Here is a 15,263-nt window from a genome sequence, read left to right as displayed (position 1 = left end):
GATGGTCCATAATGGATCATCCTTTTTTCTTTAACTTATCGACTGTTTCTTTTGATGGTGTAACATATATTGTTTTTTGATTATCGTAGGTGACATAGCCGGGCTTTGCACCATTTGGTTTTTTGACGTGACGAATGGTTGTATAGTCAACCGGAACAGATGATGAATTTTGTGATTTGCTGAAATATGCTGCAAGTTCAGCAGCTTCCAATAGTGTTTGCTGACCTATTTCCTTTGAACGGATAATAACATGCGAACCAGGAATATCCTTCGTATGCAACCATGTATCGTCACGGTGAGCCAGTTTTGTTGTTGCATATTCATTTTGTTTATTATTTTTACCTACAAGAATCATCGTACCATCAGTTGCTGCATATTCTTCAGGTACAGGCTTTACAGGTTTGTTTTTCTTTTTTCCTTTTGTTCTTTGCTTTTTAAGATAACCTTCTTCACGGAGTTCCTCACGAATTTCATCAATGTCTTCCACACCAGCAACATCGATCTGTTGCAATAATTGATCAAGATAGTCTATTTCGCTATTCGTGCGAATAATTTCTTTTTCAACTACCTGCTTTGATGTTTTTAGCTTTTGATACGTTTTAAAGAAGCTCTGTGCATTTTCACTTGGAGTTTTATTCGGATTTAAATCAATAACAAGTTCAGCTTGATCTGGATCATAATAGTCTGTAACAGTAATGGTGGAATCACCTTGTTTAACGAGATGCATATGTGCGGTAAGCAGCTCACCCATTTTTTGAAAGTGGTTGGCTTTTTCTGCCTTCTTAATCGTCTGCAGATGCTTTTTTAATTTCCGTTCATTTTTGTTTTTTTCATTTTTTATAAAACGATATAAATCCTTTGCCTGTTGTTTGACACGATCGCGTTCAGCTTTACCAGAATAGAATGTGTCGAGCATTACATTAGCATTTTCAAATTCCACCTTTTCACCTTGATGAGAAGTGATTGGTAGAACATGGAAGTCTTCCTTGCTATTACGATATATTGCAGGATTATATTCATGACGAATAAGCTGCTGCCTGATTTCTGTGAACTTTTCTATATAAACTTCATTGGAGCCGAAATTAACACGACTCGTTATTTCATTCGTAATAAAGGGTGAGAAACCATCCAGAATACCAACCAATTGTCTGTCGATTTTACCAGCATTAAAGTCGATTTTACGAATAAGTTGTTCTCCATCTATCTCCAAAGGATTCAATTTATTTTGGGATGGTGGCAATATATATTCCTGACCAGGCATAATTGTACGGTGTCTGTTTTGTGTCATGGAAATATGTTTAATACTATCTATAATATGGCCTTTATCTTTGTCAACAATCATTACATTGCTATGTTTACCCATTAATTCTACAACAAGCAATTTATGACTGAGATCCCCAAGCTCATTTCTCGTTTTAATGGAGAAGGTAATGATGCGTTCCATACCATGTTGCTCGATATCTTCTAAAATGGCACCAGACAGATGTTTTCTTAATACCATACAAAACATTGGTGGTTCTTTAGGGTTTGTGTATGTATCATTTGTTAAATGAAATCTGGCATATGTTGAGTGTACGGAAAATAGTAATGTATGGTTTTTCCCCTGGCTTCTGATCGTGAATACGAGCTCAGAAGATGTGGGCTGATATATTTTAGTTATTTTACCTGGAATTAATTTATCTTTTAATTCTTCTGTAACTGCTCTTGTTACGATACCATCGAATGGCATAAAATCACCTCGTACGCAATTATAGCATTTTTTCTTATGGATATGCATAGATATGGATTAATAGCTTGTACTATCTAAATGCGCGGAGGAATGCAGATGAATTGGTATCAGTTGGATGCAGAAAAAGTTGAACAGAAGTTACTTGTCACAGCAAATAGGGGACTGACCACTAAACAGGTAGAAGAGCGCCGGAAACAATATGGTGAAAATGTTCTGGAAGCTAAAAAGAATACGTCTAAATGGCTTATTTTCCTAAAACAGTTTCAAGATTTCATGGTTATTGTTTTACTTGCTGCTACATTGATAGCAGGATTGCTAGGGGAGTATATTGATGCCATCGCAATTATGGTGATTGTATTTATTAACGGATTTATTGGGTATTTTCAGGAACAAAAAGCAGAAAATTCATTGGAAAAATTAAAGGAATTATCTGCACCAATGGCCAATGTCTTAAGAAATGAAGCTTGGGAGAAAATTTCCTCACGGGATGTTGTCGTAGGGGATGTTGTTAAAGTAAATAGTGGTGACCGTATCCCTGCTGATATCCGGATTGTTAAATCAACTAGTATGGAGACTGAAGAATCCGCACTCACAGGTGAATCTTTACCCGTGAGTAAGCATGCTACAGGAATCCAAAAGGACAATCTTGATGTTCAAGATCAGACAAATATGGGTTTTATGGGAACACTTGTAACGCGAGGATCTGGTGTTGGGATTGTTGTTGGAACGGGTATGAATACTGTAATGGGGCAAATTGCATCCCTTATGGCTAACACGAAAAAGACGATAACGCCACTTGAAATGAAACTGGCACAACTTGGAAAGATACTGATCGTTGTTGCATTACTTCTAACAGTACTCGTTGCAGGGCTTGGAATAATTCAAGGCCATCCAATGTATGAAATGTTTCTTGCGGGTGTCTCTTTAGCTGTTGCTGCCATTCCAGAGGGATTGCCTGCAATTGTAACTGTAGCTCTATCTCTTGGTGTCCAACGTATGATCCGTAAGAAAGCAATTGTAAGAAAGCTTTCAGCCGTTGAGACACTTGGCTGTGCATCTGTGATCTGCTCCGATAAGACAGGAACAATGACCGAAAATCAAATGACAGTTAAAGAAATTTATCTCAATGGTGAATATTTATATGTTTCAGGTGATGGATATCAAATAGATGGTGATTACTTCCTTGATCGAAATAAAGTCGATCAATCCTATCCAAACCTTGAAAATATGCTGTTAAACGGTATGCTATGCAATAATGCATCATTGCTTGTGAAGAAAGGTAAGAATTATATTGATGGTGATCCAACTGATGGGGCACTGCTCGTCGCTGCAAGAAAAATGGGATTAACAGCCGACCTTGGTGAAGATTACCGGATTATTAAAGAGTTTCCATTTGACTCAGATAGAAAAAGAATGAGTGTCGTTGTTGAGGATAAAAATAAAATGCGCTTCCTGATAACAAAAGGAGCACCAGATGTATTGCTTCCACGATCATCCTTCTTCTTGGACAAAGACGGAAGAAAACTGCTGAAAAACCAAAATAAAGTCCAGATTGAAAATGCCATCAATACTATGGCAGGTAAGGCATTAAGAACGATAGCAATCAGTATGAAATCAATTTCAGCTAGTACAGCACTGGATTCGGCACTTCTTGAGGATGAACTGACATTTATTGGTTTATACGGATTAATGGATCCTCCAAGAAAAGAAGTAAAGACGGCCATAAAAGAATGTATGGAAGCCGGAATAAAAACAGTCATGATTACAGGTGATCATGTAAATACAGCACGCGCCATTGCCAAAAACTTGAATTTGCTACCTGAAAATGGTCTTGTACTCGAAGGTCATCAACTGAATAAAATGACTGCAGAGGACCTAAGTAATGTAATAGATGATACGTATGTTTTTGCTCGTGTGACACCAGAACATAAGCTAAAGATTGTAAAGGCATTTCAAGAAAAAGGTCATATCGTTGCAATGACAGGGGATGGGGTCAATGATGCACCAGCAATCAAAGCAAGTGATATTGGTATCAGTATGGGAATAAGTGGAACAGATGTAACGAAGGAAGCCTCTTCCTTGGTATTAATGGATGATAATTTTGCTACGATAAAATCAGCCATTCAGGAAGGAAGAAATATTTATGAAAACATTCGTAAATTCATTAGGTATTTGTTGGCTTCCAATGTGGGTGAAATACTTGTCATGCTTTTTGCCATGTTGCTTGGATTGCCGCTCCCACTTATACCAGTACAAATCCTATGGGTGAATCTAGTTACAGATGGACTTCCAGCAATGGCACTTGGTCTTGACAAAGCTGAAGGGGATGTCATGAAGCGGACTCCTAGGAATCCCCGTGAAGGTATTTTCTCAAGAGGATTGGGCTATAAAATCATCAGCAGAGGAATTTTAATTGGAATTGTAACCTTAATCGGGTTTATCATAACATATGATAATAACCCCGATAACTTAATCTTCGCCCAGACAACAGCGTTTACAACACTTGTACTTGCTCAACTGATCCATGTGTTTGACTGTAGAAGTGAGCATTCTATTTTTTCCAGAAATCCTTTTGAAAATATTTATCTTGTTTTCGCGGTCGTATCATCATTGTTACTCTTGCTTGTCGTTATTTACTGGCCGCCATTACAGCCAATCTTTCACACTGTCAGCCTTAGCTTTAGAGACTGGATGTTAATTATTGCATTAGCTGCTATCCCAACTGTATTATTTGGTTTCACTAAAAAATAGAAACACATCTAAAACCGGAACTGCTAAATCATGGGCATTTCCGGTTTTAATTTATTTTCTAAATAGAATTATAAATGGTATAATAGGTTTAGACTAGCTGTGGAACACGCATAATGGAAGATAATGTGATAAAAATGACAACTGGATCGTTTTCCAAAAGAAAAAGATTGGAAAAATGAAAGAAGACGTGCGAGTTGTTGAGCTGCTTTTCCATTTGTTATATTTAAGAGTGTAAATTTCTGCTCGAATAAAGTATAATGGTACTATCACATACATATAGTGTCGTTTTAGTTTATTCGAGGGGGAAGTAAATTGAGTTTAAGTTTAATAAATATCGGTTTTGGAAATGTTGTTTCTGCAAATCGTATAATTTCGATTGTTTCACCGGAGTCAGCACCAATAAAACGAATTATAACCGTAGCCAGGGATAATAATAAATTGGTTGATGCTACATATGGAAGACGTACACGAGCTGTGATCATAACAGATAGTGATCATGTCGTTCTATCTGCTGTTCAGCCTGAAACTGTCGGACAACGGGTAATCAGTAATGAAGAGATTTCGGATGAATAGATTATAACCAAGAGCTTTAGGAGGAAATATATGTTTAAAGAGAAAGGTGTTTTATTTATTCTTTCTGGACCATCCGGTGTTGGAAAAGGAACAGTAAGAAAAAAGCTTTTTGAAGAGGCAACGGATCTGCAGTATTCTATATCGATGACAACTAGAAATATGCGCCCAGGTGAAATGGACGGGGTGGATTATTTTTACAAATCTGTAGAAGAATTTGAAAGTCTAATCGAACAAAATCAGCTTCTGGAATATGCAAAATATGTTGACAATTATTATGGGACACCACGTGCATATGTTGAAGAGACACTGGAAAAGGGGCTGGATGTCTTTTTAGAAATAGAAGTACAGGGCGCTTTACAGGTGAAAGAAAACTTCCCTGAGGGCGTATTTATTTTTCTTTTCCCGCCGAGCCTGGAAGAATTGAAAAATCGTATTGTAAGCCGTGGTACGGAAACACAGGAACTGGTGCTTAATCGTTTAAAAGAAGCCCGTAAAGAAATTGAGATGATGGATGCCTATGATTATGTAGTTGTAAATGACCAGGTCGAGCATGCGGTGGCTAAAGTGAAAGCAATTATTCAAAGCGAACATCTTAAACGTGAACGAATTGCGAAACAATATAAAAAAATATTGGAGGATGAATTATTATGATGTTAGAACCATCAATCGATGCTCTACAAGAAAAAATTAAATCTAAATATACACTTGTTACGCTATCTTCAAGACGTGCTAGACAATTAAGTGACACGAAAGATGTAATGGTCGAGAATCCAAAATCTGTCAAATATGTTGGTATGGCTTTGGAAGAGATTGAGGCTGGTAAGTTGTATTTGAAAGAAGATTAACTTAAAGGAAGCGACGTGCATTAAACTTCAAACCCCCCGCAAATAGCGAGGGGTTTATTTTAATGATTGGCTGTTTACGAATGATTGTTTGTTAGTCGAGATAAACTGCGAAGTAACTTCTATCCATAATAAATCTGTAGCACTAATAATAGAAAAGAGTTACTCAGGCATCCGCAGCCCGTATACACTTCGCTGTCCGTGGGCGACTGGTGAGCCTTCCTAATGCTTGAAAGCTTAGGATTTTATGTCTTAGTTTCTGTCAATGCGTACTTTTTAATGTTATAAATAAATCAGATAAATTTAGAAACGGGTAGGAGAGGAGTTTGAAAATGGTTAATCATAAGAATATTCTCTTGGGTGTGTCCGGTGGAATAGCAGTATACAAAGCATGTGCACTTGCAAGTAAATTAACGCAAAAGGGTGCGAATGTGAAAGTCATGATGACGGAAAGTGCTACTGAATTTGTCACTCCACTGACTTTTCAGGCATTATCGAGAAATCCTGTATATATAGATACATTTGAGGAAAAAAGTCCAGAGAAAATTGCCCATATTGATTTGGCAGATTGGGCTGATATAGCCCTGATTGCACCAGCTACAGCAAATATAATTGGAAAGCTTGCAAATGGCATTGCAGACGATATGCTTTCCACAACATTACTTGCCACACAGGCTGATGTCTATATAGCACCCGCAATGAATGTACATATGTACGGGCATCCCGCAGTAATTAAAAATATGAAGCAACTGGAAGATTGGGGATATTATTTCATTGAACCTGGTGCAGGGTATCTGGCCTGTGGATACGTAGGAAAGGGACGTTTGGAAGAGCCGGAGAGTATTATAGAGGCAATTGAAACCCATCAACAAAGGGAACCCTTTCTCGCTGGTAAGAAAGTACTCATTTCGGCTGGACCTACAAGAGAAATCATCGATCCCGTACGTTTTTTTACGAACCGTTCAACAGGAAAAATGGGCTTTGCGCTAGCAGAGGTTGCGGCAGATTTAGGGGCAGAAGTAACACTTGTAACTGGCCCGGTAACAATACAATCGGCACATCCTCGAATTAATCGTATTGATGTAACGACCGCTGAAGAAATGCATGATGCAATGCACCGTTATTTCACGGAACAGGATATTGTTATAAAATCTGCTGCAGTCGCAGATTACAGACCAAAACATAGTTATAATGAAAAAATGAAAAAACAAGACGGAGACTGGCATATTAAAATGGAGCGGACGAAGGATATCCTTCAATCGCTAGGTGAAATTAAATCCTCCCAGTATTTGGTCGGATTTGCAGCTGAAACGGAAAATGCTTTGGAATATGGGAAGCAAAAGCTTGCAAAAAAGAATTTGGACGCAATCGTGATTAATGATGTTTCTTCTGAAGGAGCAGGATTTGGTGGCGATACAAACATTATTACGTATGTAAATAAATTAATGATAGAAGATGAAGTAGCGCTAGCTTCCAAGAAAGAAATTGCAGAAAAGATCCTAACATTTATCGATAGAGATATGAAGGATGAATTGCATTGAATATAGCTAAAGTTATTGTAGATGTGCCAGCAAGCTCTACCAACCAGACATTTGACTATCTGATTCCCGACAAATTCATGGAAATGCTTACTGTTGGTATGCGTGTCATTGTTCCATTTGGTCCGAGGAAAATTATGGGATTTGTCGTAGGCTTCACCTCAGAATCGAGCTTTACTAAATTAAAAAAAATTATCGATGTGCTGGATTTGACACCTGTATTAACGACAGAATTACTTGAACTGGGAAAGTGGGTCGCTAACGAGACATTAAGTCTTTCCATTACTGCACTGCAGGCGATGCTACCTCAAGTATTAAAATCACAGTACAAAAAAGAGTTAGTTAGACTGACAGATGATATGCTTCCAGATGAATTTGAAAATCTGTTTGCTGGTAGAGATTACATACCGTTTGAAGAATTTGAAGCTACTTCGATTAGCTATTATCAGCTTCAAAAGCTGCTTGAAGCAGGGGACGTTTCGGTTGATTATTTGGTGAAATCCAGAATCACAAAAAAACAGATTACAATGATTAAACCGGCAAAGGATATACATGTATTAGAAGAGGCATTAGGAGATTTATCGAAAACTGCTAAAAAGCAGAAACAATTGCTTTTGTTCTTTATTGCAAATGAGAAAGAAATAGAACAAAAAGAATTACTGAAAAAAGTGCAAACAACAACAAGCACAGTAAAAGCACTTGTGGAAAAAGAACTTTTGGAGACGTATCAACAAGAAGTGCTTCGTAATCCTTATAATGATAATGAATTTGCCAGAACCACAGCTCTTGAATTAACAGACGAGCAGAGCCAAGCTATCGAACCAATCAATCAAACAATCGAAGAAAATAAACATGATGTTTTTCTGATTCACGGTGTTACAGGTAGCGGTAAAACGGAAATCTATTTGCAGGCAATCCAACATGTTATAAATAAAGGCAAGGAAGCAATTGTGCTCGTACCGGAAATTTCACTGACACCACAGATGGTAAAACGATTCAAAGGGAGATTCGGATCTAGTGTTGCTGTGATGCATAGCGCCCTTTCATCTGGAGAAAAGTATGATGAATGGCGCAGAATCCATCGGAAAGAAGTGAATGTGGTAGTTGGTGCAAGATCTGCTATATTTGCTCCTTTTCAAAACCTTGGAATTATTATTATTGATGAGGAACACGAAACAACATATAAACAGGAAGACCAGCCCCGTTATCATGCGCGGGATGTAGCTATACAGAGAGGGAAAACTAATAATTGCCCTGTCATCTTAGGCAGTGCTACACCAGCATTGGAAAGTTACGCACGGGCAAGTAAAGATGTTTATAAGCTTGCAACCTTAAGTCAACGAACAAATCAAAAAGCGATGCCAGAGGTAGAGATTATCGATATGAGAAATGAACTGCATGCTGGCAACCGTACGATGTTCTCAAGAACGCTTAAAGAGGAAATTGAGCAGTGTCTTGCTAAAGGTGAACAAATTGTCCTCATGTTAAACAGAAGAGGGTATTCTACGTTTGTAATGTGCAGAGACTGTGGACATGTTAAGGAATGCCCGCATTGTGATATAGCATTAACCTATCATAAAAACAGTAATCAGCTGAAATGCCATTATTGTTCTTATGAAGAGAGAGTACCGGAATTGTGCCCGGAATGTGAAAGTGATTTAATCCGTTACTTTGGAACCGGAACTCAAAAAGTGGAAGAATCACTAACGAAGCTTATTCCCGAGGCACGGGTTATTCGCATGGATGTTGATACAACTAGAAGAAAAGGCTCCCATGAAAAGTTGCTGAGCCAGTTTGCTGAAGGGAAGGCAGATATTCTTTTGGGGACACAGATGATTGCAAAAGGTTTGGATTTTGAAAATGTAACACTTGTTGGTGTACTGACAGCAGATTCCATGCTGCATCTCCCGGATTTCCGTTCTTCTGAAAAAACATTTCAATTATTGACACAGGTAAGTGGTCGTGCTGGTAGACATGAGCTTCCAGGTAAAGTAGTCGTACAAACCTATACACCTGATCATTATAGTATAGAGCTTGCGAGTGTATATGATTTTGATACGTTTTATAAACATGAAATGAGCATGCGTAAAGCTTTCCAATATCCGCCATACTTTTTTCTTGCATTGATTACTGTTTCCCATGAAAATAATGTAAAGGCGATGCAAACAACCCAGCAAATCGCACAACTATTGATGAAATCTGTTGGGGGAGACACAGTGGTATTAGGACCAACACCATCGCCAATTCCACGTATCAAAGATAGATATCGCTATCAATGCATGATAAAATACAGGAATGAACCACATTTACGAAAATATATGAATAAGATTAAAAGTGTATTTGCTGATGAAGTACGTAAAAAAGATTTACTGATTACAGTTGATATGCAGCCATATCATATGATGTAGTTGTACAGTAATGAAAGAAGGTTAAAATAATGAAACGAATTGTTTTTATGGGAACACCAGATTTTTCAGTTCCGATATTGCGAACGCTTGTTGATTCTGACTATGAAGTTGTACTCGTTGTCACACAGCCAGATCGACCAAAGGGAAGAAAAAGGATTATTACACCTCCACCCGTTAAAATAGAGGCTGAAAAAAATAATATACCCGTGTTCCAACCGGAAAAATTAAAGAATGATTATGAAGAAATATTAAAATATAAACCGGATTTAATCGTTACAGCAGCATACGGACAATTGCTTCCAAATGAAATTTTAGAAACACCTGAATTTGGGTGTATAAATGTTCATGCATCCCTTCTTCCGGAATTGCGTGGAGGAGCACCAATTCACTATGCAATAATAAAAGGGAAAAAGGAAACAGGAATTACCATTATGTATATGGTCGAGAAATTAGATGCAGGAGATATATTAACGCAGCAGTCTGTGCCAATTGAGGAAAAAGACCATGTTGGCAGTATGCATGATAAGCTTTCAAAAGTAGGTGCAGAGCTATTAATATCAACGTTACCAAGGCTATTTTCAAATGAACTGACTCCGGTAAAACAAGATGATTCAATAGCAACTTTTGCTTCCAATATAAAAAGGGAGCAGGAAAAGATAGACTGGAATAATAGCAATGTGGAAATTTATAATCAAATTCGCGGGTTACATCCATGGCCGGTTGCCTTTACAACATATGAAAATAAAGTGATGAAAATTTGGTGGGGTATTCCGGATGATACGTTATACGAGGGGAAGACACCTGGTGAAATTGTACAAAAACTTGATAGTGAAACATTTACTGTTATCTGTGGTGATCAAAAGGGTATTAAAGTAATGGAAATACAACCTGCAGGAAAGAAACGAATGACTGTAAGAGAATATTTACAAGGGTCATCTGATCGCATTAAAATAGGGAAAATATTAGGTGAATAATATGAAATATCAATTACGAAATACTGTTCTTGATTTGCTACTCCGTATTGAGAAGGACAGCGGATTCAGCCACTTATTGATTAATAATGAAATAAAATCCAAACGAATTCCTGAAAAAGATGAAGGTTTAATGACTGAAATCGTTTATGGAACCTTACAGAGAAAGATCACTTTGGATTATTATTTGGAAAGTTTCATTAAAAACAATAATAAAATGGATCTGTGGGTAAAAATCCTGTTGAGGATGTCACTTTATCAAATGGTCTATTTGGACAAGGTACCAGACCATGCAATTATTCATGAGGCAGTTGAAATTGCCAAGCAACGAGGACATAAGGGAATAGCATCACTTGTAAATGGTGTACTTAGGAATGTTCAGCGAAAAGGCGTTCCTGAAACAACGCTTATTGAAGATCAAACAAAGCGACTTTCTGTTGAAACAAGTCATCCAGAATGGCTTGTGGATCGCTGGATTTCCAATTATGGTTATGAAACCACCAAAGCAATGTGCGAGGCTAATATAACTAGAAAACATAGATCAATTAGAGTTCAACCAATGAAAATCTCACGTGAAAAAGCAATGGAAGAATTAACAGAACAAGGTTTTGAAGTGAAGGAATCTGTATTTTCTTCACAGGGAATTATTATCGACAAGGGGAACATTTTAAATACAGAATTATTTAAAGAAGGATATGTTACCATACAGGATCAAAGTTCCATGCTTGTGGGGGAAATGCTTGATGCTAAACCTGGAATGCATATTCTCGATGGCTGTAGTGCCCCAGGCGGAAAAGTTACCCATATTGCTGAAAAGATGCATGATGAAGGGATGATCTATGCATATGATCTTCATAAAAAGAAAATAAAGCAAGTCGATGAAAAGGCATCACTGCTTAACTTGTCGATTATTAATGCGAACCCGGGAGATGCGAGAGAGCTTGGCGAACTCCATGAAAAGGAAAGCTTTGACCGGATATTAATTGATGCTCCATGCTCTGGATTGGGTGTTATTCGCGGAAAACCAGAAATTAAATACGACAAAAAGCTAGATGACATTAAACGGCTCTCCGTAATACAGTCAGAGATTCTTGAGAATGTTGCACCACTACTTAAACAGGATGGATTAATCATCTATAGCACTTGTACAGTAGATGTTGGAGAAAATGAAAATGTCGTAAAACATTTTTTGAAAACTAACCCAGAGTTTCAAATAGATGCAGATTTCTTTGAAACACTGCCTGCCAAATTAAAAAACTCGCCTGGCATAACGGAGAATGGACTCCAATTATTTCCCCAGGATCACAATACAGATGGTTTCTTTTTAACACGTTTTAAAAAAATGGAATAACATGTTTTTTTATTGGGAAAAATGTGCAATACTTTATTTAGGAGTTAAGAAAGTAAAAATACTCACTTAACTTCTTAAGTGAACTGAGGTCGTCAGTTAAAAACTCTGTGACAACCGAGTTTTCTAATAAAAGGATAAAAAAGACTGTTTTACTAAACCTTTGAACATCCTTTTATCATTCTAATGAAGTGAAGCTTGCGAGGAGCGAGGAGGAAAAAGCATGGAAGGTCATTTTCTGACTGACCGTGGTCAAGTTAGAAACCATAACGAAGATTCCGGTGGATTATTTTATAATAAAGAACAACAATTAATAGCTGTCATTGCTGATGGTATGGGTGGCCATCAGGCTGGAGATGTAGCAAGTAGGCTTGCAACTGAACTGGTGCGGGACAAATGGCAGCAGGCCTCTCAGCTTCAAACACCAGGTGCAATTGAAACATGGCTGAAAGCTGCAATTGTAGATATTAACCAATCCTTATATGAACATTCATTGGATAATAAGGAATGTAAAGGCATGGGGACAACGATTGTGATTGCAGTATGTACGAAAGAATTTATTACGATAGCACATGTTGGTGATAGCAGATGTTATCTTCTGAATGATAATGGTTTTAATCAAATCACAGAAGATCATTCATTGGTTAATGAGTTGGTACGCTCAGGGCAGATAACTGAAGTTGATGCAGAACAGCATCCAAGGAAAAATATTTTGCTGAAAGCTATTGGAACGGAACAACAGGTTTCAGAGGATGTAATGACTGTCGACTGGGAAAAGGGAAACAGGTTATTACTATGTTCTGATGGGTTATCGAATAAATTGAATGATACAGAACTTGCTTCATTCACTCAGGAATCTAATGACTTGAAAGAAATCGGCCAGGGAATGATAAATCTTGCGAATGAGCGGGGTGGAGAGGACAATATTTCACTTATTTTAATACAGCATGATTCTTCTGCGGTAGTAGGTGAAAACAGATGAATAGTGGCCACCTCTTAAACGAACGCTATCAAATTAAAGAAAGAATCGGCGGGGGCGGGATGGCTAATGTGTATCTGGCAATGGATACCATTCTAGAGCGCGATGTCGCCGTAAAAGCATTAAGAATGGAATACATCAATGATCAGGAATTTATCGCGCGTTTTGATAGGGAAGCACAGTCAGCCTCCAGTTTATCACACCCTAACATCGTGAATATTTATGATGTGGGCGAAGAAGATGAAGTTCTATATATGGTTATGGAATATGTGGATGGTATGACATTGAAAGAGTACATACAGCATTATGGACCGATAGATGTTCCGGAAGCAATGGATATCATGAAACAAATTAGTTCAGCAATTGCCCTTGCCCATGCAAATGATATTGTACATCGGGATATTAAACCGCAAAATATTCTTGTCAACAACTTTGGGCAAGTTAAAGTAACCGATTTTGGTATCGCGATAGCATTGAGTGCAACTGCATTGACACAGACAAATTCTATTCTGGGATCGGTACATTATTTATCTCCTGAACAGGCAAGAGGCGGGATGGCAACAAAAAAGTCTGATATATATTCGATTGGAATTGTCCTGTTTGAGTTGCTTACAGGGAGACTCCCATTTTCTGGTCAGTCTCCAGTTTCCATTGCTTTAAAGCATTTGCAGAGCAATACACCGTCAGTAAGGAAATTTAATCCAGAAATTCCACAAAGTGTTGAAAATATTGTTTTGAAAGCAACAGCCAAAGACCCATTTCATAGATATGAAAATATATATAATCTGGAAGAGGCGATTGAAACAGCATTGCATCCAGATAAGCTAAATGAATCCCCTTTCTCTCCACCGATTGAAGTTGGAGAAGAGACAAAAGCGATTCCAATTATCACAGATCAACATATTGAGGAAGACTTGGAACAAGCTACATTGGTCCATCAATCAAATGAAGGAACTAAAAATTATCCTGAAGAAAAGAAAGAAAAAGTGCCAACAACGACTCCGGATAAAAAGATTAAAAATAACAAAAAGAAGAAAGCAAAACCAATAAAGGAAAAAAAGACTAAGAAAAAATGGTTGATCAGTCTACTGATTCTGTTTTTATTAGTTGCAGTAGGAGTAGCAGCGTATTTCCTTATACCTGGTTTAATGCAGCCAAAAGATGTTATTGTACAAGATGTAACAGAGATGGAAACGGATGAAGCAACCGAACTTTTAGAAGCTGACAATTTAATTGTCGAACAGGAAGAAATCTTCTCTGAGGAAATAGAGGAAGGATTGGTCGTCCGGACTGACCCGAAATCTGGAAGAACTGCGAAAGAAGAATCAATCATTACTCTTTTTGTCAGTAAAGGTAAAGAAAAAGTAGAATTCAGTGATTATGTTGGACGCGATATAGGACAAGTTACTAGACTTCTTGAAGAAGCTGGTTTTACAGATATAAATACCTATGAGGAGTATTCGGATCGCCCTGTTGGTGAAATTATTGCTCAAATTCAACCTTCAGAAAATAGTGAAGTAGTACCAAGTGAAGAAAGAGTTATTTTTGAAGTCAGTAGGGGACCGGAATTAGTTAGTTTAAATAATCTTACCGGAATGACCGAACAAGAAGCAAGTTCCTATTTAGAAAGTAATAATTTAGTTATGAATAAGGTGGAAGAAACTTCTGAAGATGTTGCAGAAGGTGGGGTTATTAGACAGGAACCAAGTTCAGGGGCCGAATTGCAAAAGGGTTCCACGGTTAATGTTTATATTTCAAACGGACCGGAGGATTTACCACTAGATTCTCGAACAATAGTATACACGGTACCTTATCAACCCGAACCTCTAGCTGAAGAAGGCACCGAAGAAGAAGGTCAAGAAGAAGGTCAAGAAGAAGAACAAGAAGGACAACAAGAACAACAAGAACAACAGGAACCAGTTGAACAGATTGTTCGTATTTATATTGATGACATGAATAATCAAATAACGGACGTATATGAAGAAAAAGCAATCACAGAGGATACGGAATTTACATTTACATTATCAATTCCCCCAGGTGGCGAAGCAGAGTATATCATAAAAAGGGATGATGAAGTCATTAGTAATAAGACTGAAACCTATGAAGAACAAGAGGGTGACTAAA

11 protein-coding genes are annotated in these 15,263 nt (G+C 37.7%); 10 read left to right on the top strand and 1 reads right to left on the bottom strand.

From position 1 onward, the window contains the following. Window positions 1–16 precede the first annotated feature (16 nt). Window positions 17–1,729 (bottom strand): Rqc2 family fibronectin-binding protein, encoded by a 1,713-nt coding sequence (locus BV906_RS08130; RefSeq protein WP_087972966.1) that lies wholly within the window; start codon window positions 1,727–1,729, stop codon window positions 17–19. A 96-nt stretch (window positions 1,730–1,825) separates the two neighbouring features. On the opposite strand from BV906_RS08130, the gene BV906_RS08125 reads away from it, so the two are divergent. From BV906_RS08125 to pknB, 10 genes are all read left to right on the top strand, one after another. Further along, the gene (locus BV906_RS08125) at window positions 1,826–4,480 is read left to right on the top strand and encodes a cation-translocating P-type ATPase (RefSeq protein WP_087972965.1); all 2,655 of its coding nucleotides are present in this window, start codon (window positions 1,826–1,828) and stop codon (window positions 4,478–4,480) included. 312 nt (window positions 4,481–4,792) lie between these two features. Continuing rightward, window positions 4,793–5,053 carry an extracellular matrix/biofilm regulator RemA gene (gene remA, locus BV906_RS08120; RefSeq protein WP_087972964.1) on the top strand — a complete coding sequence of 87 codons (261 nt, stop codon included), beginning with the start codon at window positions 4,793–4,795 and terminating at the stop codon, window positions 5,051–5,053. A gap of 30 nt (window positions 5,054–5,083) precedes the next feature. Further along, on the top strand, window positions 5,084–5,704 hold the full coding sequence (gene gmk / locus BV906_RS08115) for a guanylate kinase (protein ID WP_087972963.1): 621 nt from the start codon (window positions 5,084–5,086) through the stop codon (window positions 5,702–5,704). After that, complete coding sequence (rpoZ, locus tag BV906_RS08110) at window positions 5,701–5,898, top strand: DNA-directed RNA polymerase subunit omega (protein WP_087972962.1); 198 nt, start codon at window positions 5,701–5,703, stop codon at window positions 5,896–5,898. The genes gmk and rpoZ overlap by 4 nt, the downstream gene beginning before the upstream one ends. Before the next feature lie 329 nt (window positions 5,899–6,227). Next, window positions 6,228–7,436: a bifunctional phosphopantothenoylcysteine decarboxylase/phosphopantothenate--cysteine ligase CoaBC gene (gene coaBC / locus BV906_RS08105; protein ID WP_087972961.1), complete on the top strand. Its 1,209-nt coding sequence runs from the start codon at window positions 6,228–6,230 to the stop codon at window positions 7,434–7,436. Next, a complete protein-coding gene (priA, locus tag BV906_RS08100) occupies window positions 7,433–9,841 on the top strand; it encodes a primosomal protein N' (RefSeq protein WP_087972960.1) in 2,409 nt (802 codons plus the stop codon). The genes coaBC and priA overlap by 4 nt, the downstream gene beginning before the upstream one ends. A 29-nt stretch (window positions 9,842–9,870) precedes the next feature. Further along, complete coding sequence (fmt, locus tag BV906_RS08095; RefSeq protein WP_087972959.1) at window positions 9,871–10,815, top strand: methionyl-tRNA formyltransferase; 945 nt, start codon at window positions 9,871–9,873, stop codon at window positions 10,813–10,815. Between the two features lies 1 nt (window position 10,816). Beyond that, on the top strand, window positions 10,817–12,163 hold the full coding sequence (gene rsmB / locus BV906_RS08090; RefSeq protein ID WP_087972958.1) for a 16S rRNA (cytosine(967)-C(5))-methyltransferase RsmB: 1,347 nt from the start codon (window positions 10,817–10,819) through the stop codon (window positions 12,161–12,163). 220 nt (window positions 12,164–12,383) lie between these two features. Continuing rightward, entirely contained in the window at window positions 12,384–13,142 is a 759-nt protein-coding gene (locus BV906_RS08085) for a Stp1/IreP family PP2C-type Ser/Thr phosphatase (protein ID WP_087972957.1), read from the top strand. Continuing rightward, a complete protein-coding gene (gene pknB / locus BV906_RS08080; RefSeq protein ID WP_087972956.1) occupies window positions 13,139–15,262 on the top strand; it encodes a Stk1 family PASTA domain-containing Ser/Thr kinase in 2,124 nt (707 codons plus the stop codon). The genes BV906_RS08085 and pknB overlap by 4 nt, the downstream gene beginning before the upstream one ends. Window position 15,263 lies beyond the last annotated feature (1 nt).

The sequence above is a fragment of the Oceanobacillus rekensis genome (assembly GCF_002153375.1).
GTDB classification, from domain to species: domain Bacteria; phylum Bacillota; class Bacilli; order Bacillales; family Amphibacillaceae; genus Oceanobacillus; species Oceanobacillus rekensis.
The sequence above is the reverse complement of the archived record's forward strand: the minus strand, read 5'-3'. Positions and strand labels throughout refer to the sequence as shown.